The 17,190-nt window shown below is 29.6% G+C and carries 17 protein-coding genes and 1 pseudogene; 11 read left to right on the forward strand and 7 right to left on the reverse strand.

From position 1 onward, the window contains the following. Position 1: 1 nt before the first annotated feature. The 7 genes and pseudogenes from L8U98_RS08265 to aspS all read right to left on the reverse strand — a co-directional run. Positions 2–664 (reverse strand): annotated as a pseudogene (locus L8U98_RS08265) (methionine ABC transporter permease); the annotation flags it as partial. Beyond that, positions 661–1,617 carry a methionine ABC transporter ATP-binding protein gene (locus tag L8U98_RS06185; protein WP_263725269.1) on the reverse strand — a complete coding sequence of 319 codons (957 nt, stop codon included), beginning with the start codon at positions 1,615–1,617 and terminating at the stop codon, positions 661–663. The gene L8U98_RS06185 and the pseudogene L8U98_RS08265, both read right to left, overlap by 4 nt. A gap of 3 nt (positions 1,618–1,620) precedes the next feature. Next, positions 1,621–4,233 carry a valine--tRNA ligase gene (locus L8U98_RS06190; RefSeq protein WP_263725268.1) on the reverse strand — a complete coding sequence of 871 codons (2,613 nt, stop codon included), beginning with the start codon at positions 4,231–4,233 and terminating at the stop codon, positions 1,621–1,623. Positions 4,234–4,311: 78 nt separating this feature from the next. Beyond that, positions 4,312–5,346 carry a hypothetical protein gene (locus tag L8U98_RS06195; RefSeq protein WP_263725267.1) on the reverse strand — a complete coding sequence of 345 codons (1,035 nt, stop codon included), beginning with the start codon at positions 5,344–5,346 and terminating at the stop codon, positions 4,312–4,314. A gap of 36 nt (positions 5,347–5,382) precedes the next feature. Next, complete coding sequence (gene ppa / locus L8U98_RS06200; RefSeq protein ID WP_120759358.1) at positions 5,383–5,901, reverse strand: inorganic diphosphatase; 519 nt, start codon at positions 5,899–5,901, stop codon at positions 5,383–5,385. 10 nt (positions 5,902–5,911) lie between these two features. Beyond that, a complete protein-coding gene (locus tag L8U98_RS06205; RefSeq protein WP_263725266.1) occupies positions 5,912–6,484 on the reverse strand; it encodes an adenylate kinase in 573 nt (190 codons plus the stop codon). Then, positions 6,481–8,232: an aspartate--tRNA ligase gene (gene aspS / locus L8U98_RS06210; RefSeq protein ID WP_263725265.1), complete on the reverse strand. Its 1,752-nt coding sequence runs from the start codon at positions 8,230–8,232 to the stop codon at positions 6,481–6,483. Before aspS ends, L8U98_RS06205 begins: the two co-directional genes overlap by 4 nt. Positions 8,233–8,317: 85 nt before the next feature. Between aspS and L8U98_RS06215 the strand changes: the two genes are divergently transcribed. The 11 genes from L8U98_RS06215 to L8U98_RS06265 all read left to right on the forward strand — a co-directional run bounded on the left by L8U98_RS06215 (position 8,318) and on the right by L8U98_RS06265 (position 17,189). Then, a complete protein-coding gene (locus tag L8U98_RS06215; RefSeq protein WP_263725264.1) occupies positions 8,318–9,148 on the forward strand; it encodes an NAD(+)/NADH kinase in 831 nt (276 codons plus the stop codon). Continuing rightward, positions 9,148–10,662: an AAA family ATPase gene (locus L8U98_RS06220; protein ID WP_263725263.1), complete on the forward strand. Its 1,515-nt coding sequence runs from the start codon at positions 9,148–9,150 to the stop codon at positions 10,660–10,662. Before L8U98_RS06215 ends, L8U98_RS06220 begins: the two co-directional genes overlap by 1 nt. 61 nt (positions 10,663–10,723) lie before the next feature. Further along, positions 10,724–11,968, forward strand: coding sequence for a diguanylate cyclase (locus L8U98_RS06225; protein ID WP_263725262.1), 1,245 nt, complete (start codon positions 10,724–10,726; stop codon positions 11,966–11,968). Then, positions 11,959–12,756 (forward strand): TatD family hydrolase, encoded by a 798-nt coding sequence (locus tag L8U98_RS06230; RefSeq protein WP_263725261.1) that lies wholly within the window; start codon positions 11,959–11,961, stop codon positions 12,754–12,756. The genes L8U98_RS06225 and L8U98_RS06230 overlap by 10 nt, the downstream gene beginning before the upstream one ends. Next, the gene (locus L8U98_RS06235) at positions 12,756–13,907 is read left to right on the forward strand and encodes a lytic transglycosylase domain-containing protein (protein WP_263725260.1); all 1,152 of its coding nucleotides are present in this window, start codon (positions 12,756–12,758) and stop codon (positions 13,905–13,907) included. Before L8U98_RS06230 ends, L8U98_RS06235 begins: the two co-directional genes overlap by 1 nt. Then, complete coding sequence (locus L8U98_RS06240) at positions 13,843–14,682, forward strand: septal ring lytic transglycosylase RlpA family protein (protein ID WP_263725259.1); 840 nt, start codon at positions 13,843–13,845, stop codon at positions 14,680–14,682. Before L8U98_RS06235 ends, L8U98_RS06240 begins: the two co-directional genes overlap by 65 nt. 4 nt (positions 14,683–14,686) lie before the next feature. Then, positions 14,687–15,175, forward strand: a complete 489-nt coding sequence (locus L8U98_RS06245; RefSeq protein ID WP_039618077.1) for a 3-deoxy-D-manno-octulosonate 8-phosphate phosphatase, YrbI family — start codon at positions 14,687–14,689, stop codon at positions 15,173–15,175. Then, positions 15,166–15,672, forward strand: a complete 507-nt coding sequence (locus tag L8U98_RS06250; protein ID WP_039628246.1) for a hypothetical protein — start codon at positions 15,166–15,168, stop codon at positions 15,670–15,672. Before L8U98_RS06245 ends, L8U98_RS06250 begins: the two co-directional genes overlap by 10 nt. Then, entirely contained in the window at positions 15,654–16,112 is a 459-nt protein-coding gene (gene lptA, locus L8U98_RS06255) for a lipopolysaccharide transport periplasmic protein LptA (RefSeq protein WP_263725258.1), read from the forward strand. Before L8U98_RS06250 ends, lptA begins: the two co-directional genes overlap by 19 nt. Next, entirely contained in the window at positions 16,109–16,708 is a 600-nt protein-coding gene (gene yihA / locus L8U98_RS06260; protein WP_263664125.1) for a ribosome biogenesis GTP-binding protein YihA/YsxC, read from the forward strand. The genes lptA and yihA overlap by 4 nt, the downstream gene beginning before the upstream one ends. Continuing rightward, a complete protein-coding gene (locus L8U98_RS06265; protein WP_263664127.1) occupies positions 16,698–17,189 on the forward strand; it encodes a hypothetical protein in 492 nt (163 codons plus the stop codon). Before yihA ends, L8U98_RS06265 begins: the two co-directional genes overlap by 11 nt. Position 17,190 lies beyond the last annotated feature (1 nt).

The raw sequence follows: 17,190 nt of genomic DNA on the forward strand, positions 1-17,190 counted from the left end.
TTTTGGTGATTTTATAAAGAATATTTCCTATAAATTGTATAATTTGCACTAGTATAATTAAAATCACAACAGTTTGAATCATAATATCAGTTCTAAAACGTTCATATCCATAGCGAATAGCCACATCACCCAAGCCACCACCACCAACAGTTCCTGCCATAGCGGAAAATCCAATAACAATAATTAAAATTAAAGTAATACCATTAATAATACTTGGCAAAGCCTCACTAAACATAACTTTAAAGATGATTTGTGCTTTGCTAGCTCCATAAGATCTTGCTGCTTCAATGATAGCAGGATCAATTTCTTTAAAAGCACTTTCAATCATTTTAGCTAAATAAGGTGCAATTCCTATGGTAAGTGGCACTATCGTAGCAGTTGTACCTATGCTAATGCCAATAAGATATTTTGTAAAAGGACTTAAAACTACAATGAGCACTAAAAATGGAAAAGATCTTAAAATATTGATAATAAAATCAAGCATACTATAAATGCTTTTATTTTCCCATAAGCCGCCTTTATCAGTAACAGTAAGTACAATTGCAGGGATAAGTGCAATTAAAAAGGCTAAAAAAGTGGCTGTAAAACTCATATAAAGAGTTTCCAATAATGCTGGATATAGTATATTTTCAAAATTTCTTAAAATTGTTTCTAAGTTCATTATACAAGCTCCCAAATAACGCCATTTTCTTGTAAATAATTTAAAACTTTTTTTTGATCTTTGGCTTCTATATTGATTACCAAATTTCCTAAAGCATTGTTGTTTAGTTTTTCTATCTTACCCCAAACTATATTAAAATCAATATTTAAACTTCTAGCCATATGAGTGATTATGCTTTGGTTTGCTTTTTCTTTGCAAAAATATAAGCGCACATTGACTCCATTTTGTGGCAAAAAATCACTTTCACCTAAGAATTCACGCATTTTTTCACTTGGTTTTAAGAATAAATCTTCAATTTTCCCTTGACCTATAATTTGTCCATGCTCTAGTAATACGGCCTTTTGTGCTATTTGTTTTACTGCTTCCATTTCATGAGTTACTAATACTACGCTGATGTTAAATTCTTGATTGATTTTAGCAATAAGTTCTAAAATATTATTTGTAGTATTTGGATCAAGTGCAGAAGTAGCTTCATCGCTTAGTAAAATTTTAGGATTTAAAGCAAGGGCTCTAGCTATGGCTACTCTTTGTTTTTGCCCACCACTTAGTTCATTTGGATAAGCCTTGTTTTTGACTAAAAGTCCCACAAGATCTAAAAGCTCATTAACTCTTTTTTGAATTGTGTTTTTGTCAAAATTATGAATTTCTAAAGGCATAGCCACGTTTTCAAATACATTTTTTCTACTCATAAGTGCAAAATGCTGAAAAATCATCCCTATATCTTTTCTAAATACTCTTAACTCTTTTTCTTTTAAGGTAGCTATTTCTTTACCAAAAACTTGCACGCTACCACTTTGATAATTTTCCAAACCATTAATACATCTTAGCAAAGTTGATTTTCCTGCCCCGCTGTGTCCAACAAGAGCATAAATTTCTCCTTCTTTAACTTCTAAAGAAACATCATTTATAACTAATTCTTTGCCATAATATTTTTTAAGATTTTGTATTTTTATCACTTATTAGCCTTCTAAATTAGAAATTTCATCATTGATTTTTTCAAGTTGAGTTTTAATGCTTTCAAGTTGAGTTTTATTTTGCTCAACAACCGCAGCAGGTGCATTAGAGATAAATTTTTCGTTTTTCATCATAGCATCTAACTTGTTAAATTCTTTTTCAAATTTTATTTTTTGACTATTAAGTCTATTTAAAACACCGCTTAAATCAAGATCTTGAGTTGGTATAAATACTTCTAAATTCTCACTTACATCTCTAATGGATTTTTCTAAATTTGTACTAATAAACTCGATGTTTTCACATTTTGCAAGTGTCGAGATAAAATTAGTGTAATTTTTTAACTCAGCTATTAAACTCTCATCGTTTAATTTTATGCAAGCTTTTTGAATTTTTGCATTTGCAAGCTCTACTAAGGTTTTTGCACGACGTAAACTCACTATGCTTTCTATAATGATATTAAATAATTTTTCTATTTTTTCATTTCTAGAATTAAATTTAGGATATCTTGAAATCATTATAGACTCATGAGTTTGGATAGAAGTTTTACTTAACTCATGGTATAAATACTCACTAATAAATGGCATAAAAGGATTTAAAAGCTTTAATGCTTCTTTAAAAATGCTTCCAAGTTCTTTTATACTTGATTTTTCAGCCTTACTAAGCTCGATCCCCCAATCACAAAATTCATCCCAGAAAAATCTATACAAAGTATTTGCTGCATCATTAAAGCGGTAATTATCTAAATTTTCTCTTGTTTCTTTTACGCATACTTCAAAACGAGACAGCATGTATTTTGCCAAGTTAGTTTGAATTTTGCTTTTATCTAAATCTTCAAATTTTTCTTCATTTAAAAGTAAAAATTTGCTTGCATTATAAAGCTTATTCGTAAAATTTCTAACTTGTATGAGTTTGTCATTGCTTAATTTTATATCTCTACCTTGGATAGCTAAAAGAGCAAGGGTAAAACGCAAGATATCAGCACTGTATTCATCCACGCTTTGCACAGGATCAATGACATTACCTAAAGACTTACTCATTTTTCTACCTTGCTCATCTTTAACCAAAGCATGCAAATATATATCTTTAAAAGGAAGCTCACCTAAGGCATTAGTACTTTGAAACATCATTCTTGCAACCCAGAAAAATAAAATATCAAAGCCGGTGATTAATAAAGAATTTGGATAAAAATCTTTTAAATCATCTTCATGCCAAAGTGTGTTTTTGCCCCAGTCTTTATTACCCCAACCTAAAGTACTCATAGCCCAAAGACCAGAAGAAAACCAAGTGTCTAAAACATCAGGGTCTTGTTTGAAATTAGTGCTTTGGCATTTTGGACATTGACTTGGAGTTTCTTCGCTTGCCCATTCATGAGAACATTCACAATAATACACAGGAATTTGATGACCCCACCAAAGTTGTCTTGAAATACACCAATCTTTTAAATCTCTCATCCAAGCATTAAAGCTATTGATCCAATGTGCAGGGTAAAATTTACTTCCACCAAGATTAACTTTTTCTATACTTTCTTTTGCGATTTCATTTTTTACAAACCATTGTTTAGAAATGTAAGGTTCTACTACATTTTTACAACGATAGCAATATCCTACTTGATTAGTATAATCTTCTATTTTTTCAATAAAACCCTTTTCTTGTAATTCTTTTATAATAGTATCTCTTGCTTCTAATCTTTCTAAGCCTTTAAAATGCAAGCAATGTTCATTTAAAATACCTTTTTCATCAAAGATAGTAATAAATTCAAGTTTATGTCTTAAGCCTACTTCGTAGTCATTATGATCATGTGCTGGGGTTACTTTTACAAAACCTGTACCAAATTCCATATCTACATGTTCATCAGCAATAATAGGAATTTTTCTATCCATTAAAGGTAAAATGACATTTTTGCCTATTAAGTGTTTAAATCTTTCATCGTTTGGATTAACCATCACAGCGCTATCACCAAAATAAGTTTCTGGTCTTGTAGTGGCTACTACGATGTACTCTTGAGAATTTTCTAAGAAATATTTTAAATAATATAATTTTCCTTTATTTTCTTTATGTTCTACTTCTATATCACTTAATGCTCCATCGTGAGTGCACCAATTTACCATGTAATTTCCACGCACAATAAGCTTTTTATCATAAAGATCTACAAAGGCTTTTTTTACCGCATTTACTAAACCTTCATCCATAGTAAAGCGCAAACGACTCCAAGCAGGAGTGATACCTAAAATTCGCATTTGTTTAACTATAGTACCACCGCTTTGTTCTTTCCATTCCCATACTTTTTTTATAAATTCTTCTCTACCTAAATCTTCTTTTTTAATGCCTTGAGTTAAAAGTTGTTTTTCCACAACATTTTGTGTTGCAATGCCTGCATGATCAAGCCCTGGTTGATAAAGAGTCTTATAACCATCCATTCTTTTATAACGCGTCGTGATATCTTGTAAAGTACAAGTTAGGGCATGGCCTATGTGTAAAACGCCTGTTACATTAGGTGGTGGCATCATAATACAAAAGTTTTTGCCTTTTTCTTGAATTTTTTCATTACCATTGATTTCAAAATATCCGCGTTCTTCACAAATTTTATAATATTCTTTTTCTAGTGATTTATCATACATAATTACTACCTTGAGAATGAAAATAAATTGTTATGTTAGCTTAAAATTGTTAAAGAAGTTTTGAAATTTAGAAATTAGTTATAAAAAACTAATTTCTACTTTACGATTATTTTGTCTTTGAGAATCAGACTTATCTTTAATAGGATAGGTGTCTTTTCCTAAAGATTCTATTTCTATAACCTCAGTAAAGCTAAAGAAATGTTTGGCTACGTTCATTGCTCTATTTAACCCTATCATATAGTTTGCAAAAGTACTACCTCTATCGTCTGCATAACCTTGAATTTTGATTCTTTTGATTATATCTTCTCTTGCTAGATTTTGATTGATTTTTTCAAGTAAATTTTCATTGCTGTATTCGCTATATCCATTTCTTTCAAATAAAAATTTTAAATCAGAAATTTTAACATCTACATAATTATATTTTTTCTTATTTTTAGCAAAAACAATATCTTTGTTATATATGCTTAATTTCATATTATCATTTGATAGCATATCAATAAAAATAGTTAAATTATAATCTTGGGAATTAACTTTAATAGGATTAATCATTTCTTTTAGCATATTAACTCTATAATCACTTAAGCTTTTTCCATCTAATACATAAACTTTAACAAAATCATCACTCAAACTTGGCTCATATCTGCTAGTTTTACCTTTTGCAATGTATTCTTGCATGATATTTTTATATTTTGTTGTTTTTTCTTTTTTTACACTTGTTTGTTTGTTGTTTTCAACTGGAGTTTTTTCTTCTTTTTGGACTACTTTAGGTGTAGTAGTTTCATTTTTAGAAACTTCAGCCATATTTGTTTGGGTTGTTGGAGCAACTTCTTGAGTGCTTGTATTTTCATCTATGATAGGATTATTTTGTACCGGAGTTTCTTCTTTTAAAGGCTCTTGGTTTGTTTGCTGTGGTTGGTAGTAAGTATTATCACTTATATTATTTCTTTCTTGATTGTATTGAGTGCTTGGTGGGGTGTAGCTTTGATAAGAACTACTTTTTTTATAATCATATACATAAGTATTTGAATCATCTTCAAAATACCACATGTAAAAACCAATACTAGCGCCTATTAGCACCACAAAAGCTATACTAAAAGCAATAATACTTTTCATTTTTTATCCTTTGTGAAGTCCTTAAAAGGACTTTGATTATTTATAATTTTTAATAGAATTTTCTAAAATTTCACTTGCTTTTTCAATACCTGCAAATTCTTTTACTTTTACCCATTTGTTTGGCTCAAGCATTTTATATGTTTCAAAGAAATTTTTGATTTTATCTAAGCTTGCTTTTGGTAAATCATCTAAACTTTTAATATTATCATATCTTGGATCAATTTTACTTACAGGAACAGCAAGTAATTTTTCATCCATACCGCTTTCATCTTCCATTAATAATACCCCTATTAAACGACAAGGAATCACAGCTCCTGCTTGGATAGGGTATTCATTTAAAACTAAAACATCAATAGGATCGCCATCATCTGCAAGAGTATTTGGTATAAAACCATAGTTTGCTGGATAAAACATAGCTGAATACATCACGCGATCAACCATGATAGCTCCGCTTTCTTTATCAAGTTCGTATTTAATGTTTGATCCATAAGGAATTTCAATAACTGCATTAAGTTTGTTTGGTACTTCTCCAACTTTGATTTTGCTAATATCCATTTTTTATCCTTTATTTTAATAAATCATTGATTAAATTTTTCATATCAGCTACGATAGCTTCAATACTTCTTTCACCATCGATTACATGGTGGATATTTTCTTTAGTATAAAAATTTGTTATTTCTTCTAAAGGTTCTAAGTAAACTTTCATTCTATTATTGAAAACTTCTTCGTTATCATCAGCACCTCTAGCACGCCCTAAAACTCTTTCTCTAGCAACTTCTTCGCTAACTTTAACTTCTATAACACCTTTTAAATTTACTTCACTTTGGTTTTTTAATACCTTATCAAACTCAAGCATTTGTTCAACACTTCTTGGATAACCATCTATTAATATAGTATTAGTTGGTGCATTTTTTAAAGCAGTGATGATAGTATTTACAACTACATCTAGTGGAACTAAATTTCCCTTAGAAATAAAGCTATCAATAGTCTTTCCAAGTTCGCTTCCACTAGCCACTTCTGCTCTTAGTAAATCACCTGTAGAATAGTGAGTAACGCTTGCATCATCTTTAGCTATGATGCTTGCATCGGTTGTTTTACCACTACCTGGTGCACCTATAATTAAAAATAATTGTTTCATTTAGTATTCTCCCTTAATCTTATACCTAATTCTCTCATTTGTTCATTGCTTACTTCGCTTGGAGCTTGAGTCATAAGACATTGTGCTCTTTGTGTTTTAGGAAAAGCTATGACTTCTCTAATGCTTGAAGATTTTGTTAAAAGCATGATAAGTCTATCAAGGCCTATTGCTATACCACCATGTGGCGGTGCTCCAAAGCTTAATGCATCAAGTAAGAAACCAAATTTCTTTCTTTGCTCTTCTTCATTAATATTTAAAAGCTTAAAGACTTTTTGTTGGATAGGGCTTTTATGAATTCTTATGCTACCACCACCTAATTCTACACCATTTAACACCACATCATGTGCAATAGAATTAATTTCTTCTAAATCTTGCTCGTCAATATTTTTTGGCATAGTAAATGGATGGTGCATTGCAGAATAGCTTCCATCATCATTTTGTTCAAACATAGGAAAATCAATAACCCATAAGAATTCTAATTTATCCTCATCAATAATTTTCATTTCATCAGCGAGGAATAATCTAAATCTACCCATATAATCAAGCACGGTTTTCTTAGCTCCTGCACCAAAAAATACTACATCTCCAACTTCTAATTCACATCTTTGGATTAAAGCATTTAAATCCTCTTTGCTAAAGAATTTACAAAGTGGACCCTTAGGACCATCTTCTTTCATTTGTATGAACGCAAGTCCTGCTGCCCCAAATTTGCGTACAAAATCTTCAAATCTTTGCATTTGGCGTTTAGAAAAAATCGTATCGCCTTTTGGAACTCTTAAAGCTTTAATGCGATTTTTCTTCGTATCTTTTGCGATATTTGTAAAAATTTCGTTATTTGATTTTGAAAAAATATCAATCACATCAATAAATTTCATATCAAATCTTAAATCAGGCTTATCAGAGCCATAATTTTCCATAGCTTCTTTATAACTCATTTGTCTAAAAGGTATGCTAATTTCTTTTCCGCAAGCTTTGAAAATATCTTTAAGTAAATTTTCTGCCATAGCTATGATATCTTTTTGCTCACAAAAACTCATTTCTATATCTATTTGAGTAAATTCAGGTTGGCGATCTGCTCTTAAATCCTCATCTCTAAAACATTTTGCAATTTGAAAATATCTATCAAATCCTGAACACATTAAAAGTTGTTTGAAAAGTTGAGGACTTTGAGGTAAGGCATAAAATTCGCCTTGATGTACGCGTGATGGTACTAAATAATCCCTTGCACCTTCTGGAGTGGCTTTAGTTAAAATAGGGGTTTCAACTTCTAAAAATCCCATTTTTGCTAAAGAATTTCTTGTTGCTATACAAGCAGTTGATCTTAGAGCAAAATTATCATAAAGCTTTTTACTTCTTAAATCTAAAAATCTATATTTTAATCTTAATTCTTCATTTACGCTTTCATCACCTATAGCAAAAGGCACTACAGCGCTTTCATTTTCAATAGTAAGTTTGCTTATAACAACTTCTATTTCTCCAGTTTTTAATTTTGGATTTACAAGTCCTTCACCGCGTGGGCGAATTTTACCTTGCGCTATTAAAACATATTCATTTCTTACTGATGAAGCTATATTATGTGCTTCTTGATTATCTGCAGGATCACATACTAACTGTATAAGTCCGCTACGATCTCTAAGATCGATAAAAATTACACCTCCATGATCACGGTAAGAATTTACCCAACCACATAATGTTACTTCCGCGCCAACATTTTGTATGTTAAGCTCTGTATTATAATGAGTTCTCAAAATTTTTCCTTAGCTTAATTTTGTTCAATTTTGTTATTATAGTATTTTATTCTTTTGCTTAGCTAAGTTTTGTTATAATTTTTTTATGAAAAAATGTATAAATATAGAAAAAATTCAAAAAATAGGCTTATTTTGTAGGTTAAATACAAATTTAAACAAGCAAATTGATTTTTTAAGAGCAATTTTTTTGCAAAAAAATATAGAGCTTGTGTTGCTAGAGCAAGAAAAAATTAATCTAAAAGATTTACAAGAATTAGATTTTTTGATTTCTCTGGGTGGAGATGGTACGCTTTTGTCTTTATGTAGACAAGTTTATCAAGCTAAAAAGCCTATTTTGGGTATAAATGCAGGAAATTTAGGTTTTTTAACAGCTCTTTCTTTTAATGAGGTAGAAAGTTTTTTTAAAGATTTTTTTAAAAGTGATTTTAAAATAGAAAAAGCCAAAATGCTTCAAATAACGCTTTGTAAAAAAAACAAAATCATTAAAAAATTTGCTTTTAATGATGCGGTTTTTTCTCGTGATAATGCTTTAATGGCAAATGTGGAAGTTTTTTTTGAAAATAAACTTTTTAATGCTTATTATGGAGATGGTTTGATTATAGCTAGCTCAAGTGGCTCAACTGCTTATAATATTAGTGCAGGCGGACCTATAGTGCATCCTTGGAGTGAAATTTTTGTTCTAACGCCAGTTTGTTCTCATTCTTTAACCCAAAGACCTATAGTTTTGCCTTATGGGTTTGAGCTTGAATTGAAAGTTGAGCATTGTTTGTTGTATTTAGATGGGCAAGAAGTGATTGATCCTAAAGAATATGATAAAATTCTTATAGGACTTAGTAAAAAACAACTTAGTTTTATACATAAAAAAGATAGAGATTATTTCCAAGTTTTAAAAGAAAAGTTAAATTGGGGTAAGTGATGATAGAAAGTATTTTGATTAAAGAAAATTTAGGTTTTAAACAAGCAAAATTAGACTTAGAAGCTGGACTTACTGTCTTTACTGGTTTAAGTGGTGCTGGAAAGTCTGTACTTTTTAAGGCTATTTTGGCAGCATTTGCTCTAAGTGAGAGTGAAGCTAAAATGGTAGAAATTTTGTTAAATGATGAGCTTGAATTAGATGAGTTTGGTATTGAAAATGAAGAATTAAACGTATTTAAACTTTTAAAAGATAAAAGCTCGCGTTATTTTATCAATAATCAACTTATTTCAAAAAAGAATTTAGCCTTGCTTTCTAAGAAATTTGTAAAATATCTTTCAGCTAAGGAAAATAATGAGTTCTCAAATGAAAGGTTTTTAAACTTACTTGATTTTATGCAATCAAAAGAGGATAAGAAATTTCAAGATTTTTTAAATGAATATAAAAATATTTATAAAGAATATATGGAAAATAAAACTAAATTAGAAAAAATTCAAGAAGAAGAAAAAAAGGTAGAAGAATTAAAAGAATTTACGAGCTTTGAAATACAAAAAATCCAAAGCATTAATCCAAAAATTGGCGAATTTGATGAATTAATGAGTTTTAAAAAAAGGCTTTCAAAAAAAGACAAAATCGATGCAGCTTGGAATAGGGCAAGTAGAATTTTTGAGTTAGAATCAGCAGTGATTGAAGCTTTGCAAATTAGTGATGTTGATAGTTCATTTTTTTCAGAGTGTTTAAATGAGCTAAGGGCAGTGTGGGAAAATCAAAGTTTTGATGATTTTGATTTTGATATAGAAGAAGTGCTTGATAGGATAGAAAAACTTTCTTCTTTGATTTCAAAATATGGAAGCATAGAAGAAGCTTTAGAAGCTTTAGAGAAGAAAAAGGCAGAATTAGCTCATTATGAAAATTTAAGTTTTGAAAAAAAAGAATTAGAAGAAAAAGTACAAAGTACTAAAATACTTTTAGATGAGAAAAGTCAAAAATTAAGTACTTTGCGTAAAAAAAGATTAAAAGAGCTTGAAAAATTACTGAATTTTTATCTTGAAAAACTTTATATGAAAGAAGTTAAATTAGAACTTAAAGATTGTTCTTTAAGTATTTTGGGTAAAGATGAAGTGAGTTTAAATATCAATGAGGCTAGTTTAAAAAATTTAAGTTCAGGCGAGATAAACCGTCTAAGACTGTCTTTTATTGCAACAGAATGTAATGTTACTAATAAAGCTAGTGGGATAATATTTTTAGATGAAATTGATGCAAATTTAAGTGGTAAAGAAGCAATGAGTATAGCTGAAGTATTAAAAGAGCTTGCTAAGTTTTATCAAATTTTTGCAATTTCACATTTACCACAGCTTTCATCAAAAGCAAGCAATCATTTTTTAGTAGAAAAAATAGGAAATGAAAGTAGGGTAAGAAAAATAGAAAAAGAAGAAAGAGTAAGAGAACTTGCTAGAATGGTAAGTGGGGAAAATATCACACAAGAGGCTTTAGAATTTACTAGAACTTTACTTTAAAAACAAAAAGTAAATTTCTATATGTTATAATTATACTTTTAAATTATAAAGAGAGTTGGCTATGGAAGAAAAAATTTTAATTATTGATGATAACAAAATGCTTACAAAGCTTTTAGCAAAAAAAGTAGAAAACACTTTGGGTTTAAAAGTAGATGTTGCTTTTGATATGAATAGTGCTAAAGAATTAGTGAAAAATGATTATTTTATGGCTTTTGTAGATCTTTGTTTGCCAGATGCTCCCAATGGAGAAGTGGTGGATGTGGTTTTAGAAAAAAATATTCCTGCTATAGTACTTACAGGAAGTAGTGATGGGCAAACGCGTAAGAAATTTATGGAAAAAGATATTATAGGTTATATTCAAAAAGAAAGCGAAAGCTGTATTGATGAAATGCTAAGTTCCATTAGAATGCTTCAAAAAAACAATAAAACTAAGATAATTTTAGCAATCGCTAATGTAACTTTACGCGCAGAAATGAAAAAAAATCTTAATAATCAACTTTTTAATGTATTAGCAGCAGCACATGGAGAAGAAGCGCTAAGTTATCTTAGTGATAATCCTGATACAAAATTGGTAATTTGTGATGCAACTATGCCTGTAATTAATGGGGAAGATTTGCTTGTAGAAATTCGCTCAAAATACTCTAAGATAGAACTTGGTGTGATCATGGTTGGAGATAAAGATGATGCGCTAGAGGCAAGAGCTTTTAGAAAGGGCGTAAATGACTATGTGATTAGACCTTTCCAAAAAGAATCACTTAATTGTAGAGTGAATAATTGCTTAGATTATATGCAAAAATGTGTTTTACTTGATGAGTATAGTTTGGGTAAAGATTTGCTAACAGGACTTGATGATTATGCAAATTTTGAAAAAAGATTTTTAGATTATTTAGAAGATATGCAAGAAAGTGAAGAATTAGCTTTAGCATTAATTGATATAGACAATCTTGCAACAATTAACTATGAACTAAGTTATGATTGTGGCGATGGAGTGATTAAACACACAGCTAAAAAAATCAAAGATCAAATTCGCGGTATGGATTTGGCAACTAGAATTGAAGATGGTAAATTTTACGTACTTTTAAAAAATACAGATAATAAAGAGGCATTGAAAACTTTTTCCAATATAAGAGTAAATATTGCCAAAGAAAGTGTTTTAATAGCTTTAGATGAGGTTGATTATAGTGTTTCTATAGGAGTTGCTTTTGGAGGTAAAACAAGCCAAATACAAGATTTGCTTAATAATGCTCAAAAGGCACTAGATTTAGCTAAGGCTAATGGTAAAAATAGGGTAGAGGTATGTTTTTAGATTGTGATTTTAGCGAAAAAATCATAGATACACATTGTCATCTAGATAGCCAAGCTTATTTTGGATATTTGGATGAGATGTTAAATCATGCCTTTGCTAATGGAGTAGACAAAATCATCATACCTGGAGCGGATATAAAAGATTTGCCAAGAGCAAGAGAAATTGCACATGATTATGAAAATGTGTATTTTTCTTGTGGGGTACATCCTTATGATATAGATGATTTTGATTTGGATGTTTTAAAAGAATTTATAAATGATAAAAAATGCGTTGCAGTGGGTGAATGCGGGCTTGATTATTATCGCTTAAGGGTTGATGAGGATGAAATAAAAGCAAAGCAAAAAGAAGTTTTTATAGCTCAAATTCAGCTAGCTATCGAATATAAAAAGCCTTTGATTGTTCATGTGCGTGAAGCTAATGAAGATAGTTTTAATATTTTAAAAACATATGCAAAAGATTTACAAGGTGGTGTTTTGCATTGTTTTAATGCTAGTGAGCTTTTACTTCAGCTAGCAGATGATGGTTTTTATTTTGGTATAGGTGGGGTTTTAACTTTTAAAAATGCAAAAAAACTAGTAGAAGTTTTACCTAAAATTCCAAAAGATAAGCTTGTTTTAGAAACAGATGGACCTTATTTAACTCCAGAGCCACATCGTGGCAAGGTAAATGATCCTATTTTGACCCATTTTGTAGCTCAAAAAATGGCTGAGCTTTTAAATTTATCTAAGAATGAAATAATAAAACTTACTAATTCTAACGCTAATCGTTTGTTTTTCCAAGGTTTATGATGAAAAAAAGCTTTTTATTTTTTATTTTAGTATTATTATGTTTAAATGCTAAAGCCTTGCAATTTACTCCAGAGCACTATACTCAACAAGCACAAATCTTAAGAAATTTAGATATAGAAGCAAGCTATCTTAGTGATATGATTTTTTTAGAATTTAAAGAATCTTCCATGGATATGCATTCTAAAACTTTAGTAGATACGATGAGGGAATTTTACAAAATCACTCCAATTATCCGTAAAATCTTAGAAAAAGAAAATATCCCTCAAGAATTTTTATACTTAGCAATTGTAGAATCTGGTTTGAAAATTCATTCTATCTCAAGAACTAAAGCTGTGGGTGTTTGGCAATTTATGAAACCAACAGCACAAACTTTGGGTTTAAGGATAGATCCTTATGTAGATGAGAGAAAAGATTTGGTAAAATCAACTTATGCAGCTATTACTTATTTAAAACAACTAAAAGAGCAGTTTGGAAAATGGTATTTGGCTATTTTAGCTTATAATTGCGGTGATGGTAAATTACGTCAAGCTATAAAAAAAGCAAAAAGTGATGATTTAAGAACCTTACTTGATCCTGATAAAAAATACTTGCCATTAGAAACTAGAATTTTTATTAGAAAAATTCTTACTATGGCATTTTTGGCTAATAATAATGATTTTTTAATTTCTCAAGATAGCGCTTTGCTTAATTATGCCCTATCAAGTGAAGTTAAAAAAATCTCAGTTCCACCAAGTGTTTCTTTAAGAGAGCTTGCCAAAGTAGCTAAAATGTCTTATAAAGAATTTAAGCGTTATAATCCACATTTTAATTATGATTTTACTCCACCTGATAAAAAAGATTATTACATGTACATTCCTTTAAGCAAAAGTGTGGCAGTAGAAAAGGCATTGGAGAATGTAAAATTAGCTAAGGTGGATACAACCATTCCATATACAAAAATTTATATAGTAAAAGAAGGTGATAGTCTTTATACTATTGCAAGAAAACATAAAATAAGCGTTGAAAGTATTAAAGAATACAATAAAATAAAAGGAAATTTAATCAATATCAATCAAAAACTTGTGTTAAAAATTAAGGAGAATAATAATGCAAAAATCAAAACAACTCAAAAAATATCCAAAAGCTCTCATACAAAAGTCGTTAGTCGTTAGTTGCGTAGGAGTTTTGTTTAGTGCTTGTAGTATGGTGCCTATTAGCACACCTACTGTGTATTATCCAGAGAGAGATTTTAAAAGTGTAAAACACAATAACACTAGTTTAAAAGGTACCATGAAGCCTTATACTATCAATGGTAAAACTTATTATCCAACTGTAGTAGAAGTGGGTGAGACTGCTGATGGTATAGCTAGTTGGTATGGACCAGGTTTTCATGGTAAAAAAACCTCCAATGGTGAAACTTATGATCAACACGCTTATACTGCAGCTCATAAAACTTTACCTATGAATACCATAGTAAAAGTAACTAATTTAAAAAATCATCGTCAAACTACTGTTAGGATTAATGATAGAGGGCCTTTTGTAGCAGGTAGGATTATAGATTTATCTAATATGGCTGCAAGAGATATAGATATGATTCAATCTGGAACAGCTCCTGTAAGACTTGAAGTGATTGGTTTTGGAACAAGTGCAAGTTCGGGTTCGGTGCATACTAATTCTAATTTAGGCAGCAGTGGAGAGATTGCTGATAGTGGTCATATTTTCCAAGGTGGATCTTTTATGGTGCAAATTGGAGCATTTAGAAATAAAAGTGGCGCAGAGCTAATAGCAGGTAGATACAAAAATTATAATTCTTATACTTCAACTATACAAACAAGTGCTAAAGATGGCTTGCATAGAGTATTTTTAAAAGGTTTTAGAAGTGAGCAAGAAGCAAGAGATTTTGTTGATAGTGGATCTTTCCCAGGTGCGTTTATAGTAAGAGAGTAAGATTATGATAGAACTTATTTTTTTAGATGTAGATGGTTGTCTAACAGATGGTAAAATCATCTACACACAAAATTATGGCGAGATTAAAGAATTTAATGTAAAAGATGGTGCGGCGATTGAAGCTTGGCAAAAGCTTGGTAAAAAAGTTGCTATCATTACAGGTAGGACTAGCGAGTGTGTGTATTTTAGAGCTAGGGATTTAAAAATTGATTTAGTCTATCAAGGTATTAGTGATAAACTAGCTTGCGCTAAAGAAATTTTAGAAAAATTAAATTTAGATTTTTCTCAATGTGCTGCTATTGGGGATTATTATAATGATATGAGTTTGCTTGAAGCAGTTGGATATAGCTTCAAGCCAAAAGATGCACATAAGGCTTTGAAAACTGATAAAGTTTTAAATAGAAAAGGTGGCAATGGGGCAGTGAGCGAGATGATTGAAATTTTAATTGAACATAATAATATGCAAGCTCAATGGGATAAACTTTGGCGATAAAAATTTTTGCTATATTGATGAGTTTATTTGCCTTTGTTATGGTGATTTTAAGCACCCAAGATCCTTATTTATTTGCCATAAAACCACAAAAGGTAGATGTGGCAAATATGCAAGCTTTTGATGTGCTTGATTATGAGTTAAATGCTAGTGTAATTAAGGCTACATATCAGGCAAGTCGTTGGGTAAAATATCAAGACAAAGATATTTTTGATGATTTTAAAGTTCAAGCGCTTGATTATAATTTAAGTTCAGATTTATTAGTAAGAAATGAAGAAAAATCCATTTTAGAAGGCAATGTAAGTTATTTTGATCATAACCAAACTTCTATTTTTACCCAAAAAGCAACTTATGATATGAAAAATAAAATTTTATTTTCTAATGATAATTTTAAAGCATATATAGGTTTAAATGAAGTTTTTGGGGATAATTTTTTATATGATGTAAATCAAAAAGAATTAAAAATTCAAGGAATAAAAGCATGGTTTTTAGAGCAATAATTTTTCTGTGTTTGTTAAATTTGTTCGCATTTAGTGCACAAAAAATAGAAGTTTACGCTAAAGATTTTTACTTAGATGAAAAAAATGAAACAAGTGTATTAACCGGTGATGTAGAAGTTAAAAAAGGCAACGATGTTTTAAATTCGCAAAAATTAGTTATTTATATGAAAAACAAACAACCCACCAAGTATATAGCTACTAAAGATGCTAAATTTAAAATCATGATGAAAGATAAAACTTATCATGGAAGCGGTGATGAGTTTATTTATAATGTAGCTAAGGATACATATGAGATTAATGGCAATGCAAAAATTACAGAAATGCAAACAAAAAAAGAACTCATAGGGGATAAAATCATAGTAGATAGAAAAAATATGACTTATAGAGTAGTGAGTAAAGATAAAAAACCTGCCAAATTTGTATTTGAAGTAAAAGAATGATATTAAATGCTAAATTTTTAATTTCTGCTTCTAAAATAGACGAAGCGCCACAACCTATATACACTGAAATCGCCTTTTTAGGACGTTCTAATGTGGGTAAAAGTTCTTTGATTAATACACTATGCAAAAATAAAAATTTAGCGAAAAGCTCTTCAACTCCAGGTAAAACACAACTTATTAATTTTTTTGAAGTTGATTGCAAAAAAGATGAGGATAAATTTAAACTAATATTTATTGATTTACCTGGTTTTGGTTATGCTAAAGTGAGCAAAAAAACTAAGGCTATTTGGAATAAAAATTTAGATGAGTTTTTAAAAGAGCGTAGTTCTATCAAGCTTTTTATCCATCTAATAGATTCAAGACATGAAAATTTAGATATTGATGCAAATTTGGATTTATATTTGGATTCTTTTATTAGAGCTGATCAAAAAAAAATAACAGTTTTTACAAAAGCAGACAAGCTCAATCAAAGTCAAAAAGCAAAAATTTTAAATACAAATAAAAATGCTATCTTAGTGTCAAATTTGAAAAAAAGTGGTATTGATAAATTAGAACAAAAAATCATTTTAGAGAGCTTGGGTTTGAATGAGGAGTAGAAATTTAGTAAAAAATAGATTTGATTTTTCTTATTTATTTTTTTATTTATCTTTGATTTTTTATCAAGTGCTAAGCTCTGTGTATTATTGGATGCCTCCTTTATTTGGGGTGTTTTTTTGTTATATGATAGTGCTTTTAAAAGAAAAAGAAAGAACTCTTAATAAGCTTGATTTTAGATGGTATTTTTCTTTGTTTTATCTTTTGCTAGTTGATATTATCCATGGATTTTATCTTTTTAGCTCATGGATAGCTTTTTTTGTTTTTTATCATCTTTTTGTCGATTGGTTTAAAAGCAAGTTAAAACTAGGTCATTATTTACTCGTTATATTTACTTTGTGTGCTTATATTTTTATCTATCTTTTTGATGTGTTTTTAGCATATTTAGATAATAATGAAATTTTAAAATTTGGTATTGAATATCTATGGTTTTTTGCTGTTGAGGCTTTGATTTCTTTTGTTATTTTTAAAGGGAAAATCTAAT

Origin of the sequence: Campylobacter sp. RKI_CA19_01128, assembly GCF_025771175.1 — a bacterium.
GTDB lineage: Bacteria > Campylobacterota > Campylobacteria > Campylobacterales > Campylobacteraceae > Campylobacter_D.

Coding starts and splice junctions, on each gene's coding strand:
- L8U98_RS06190 (WP_263725268.1), bottom strand. CDS start 4,233: ATGTATGATAAATCACTAGAAAAAGAATATTATAAAATTTGTGAAGAA.
- L8U98_RS06195 (WP_263725267.1), bottom strand. CDS start 5,346: ATGAAAAGTATTATTGCTTTTAGTATAGCTTTTGTGGTGCTAATAGGC.
- ppa (WP_120759358.1), bottom strand. CDS start 5,901: ATGGATATTAGCAAAATCAAAGTTGGAGAAGTACCAAACAAACTTAAT.
- L8U98_RS06205 (WP_263725266.1), bottom strand. CDS start 6,484: ATGAAACAATTATTTTTAATTATAGGTGCACCAGGTAGTGGTAAAACA.
- L8U98_RS06215 (WP_263725264.1), top strand. CDS start 8,318: ATGAAAAAATGTATAAATATAGAAAAAATTCAAAAAATAGGCTTATTT.
- L8U98_RS06220 (WP_263725263.1), top strand. CDS start 9,148: ATGATAGAAAGTATTTTGATTAAAGAAAATTTAGGTTTTAAACAAGCA.
- L8U98_RS06225 (WP_263725262.1), top strand. CDS start 10,724: ATGGAAGAAAAAATTTTAATTATTGATGATAACAAAATGCTTACAAAG.
- L8U98_RS06230 (WP_263725261.1), top strand. CDS start 11,959: ATGTTTTTAGATTGTGATTTTAGCGAAAAAATCATAGATACACATTGT.
- L8U98_RS06235 (WP_263725260.1), top strand. CDS start 12,756: ATGAAAAAAAGCTTTTTATTTTTTATTTTAGTATTATTATGTTTAAAT.
- L8U98_RS06240 (WP_263725259.1), top strand. CDS start 13,843: ATGCAAAAATCAAAACAACTCAAAAAATATCCAAAAGCTCTCATACAA.
- L8U98_RS06245 (WP_039618077.1), top strand. CDS start 14,687: ATGATAGAACTTATTTTTTTAGATGTAGATGGTTGTCTAACAGATGGT.
- lptA (WP_263725258.1), top strand. CDS start 15,654: ATGGTTTTTAGAGCAATAATTTTTCTGTGTTTGTTAAATTTGTTCGCA.
- yihA (WP_263664125.1), top strand. CDS start 16,109: ATGATATTAAATGCTAAATTTTTAATTTCTGCTTCTAAAATAGACGAA.
- L8U98_RS06265 (WP_263664127.1), top strand. CDS start 16,698: ATGAGGAGTAGAAATTTAGTAAAAAATAGATTTGATTTTTCTTATTTA.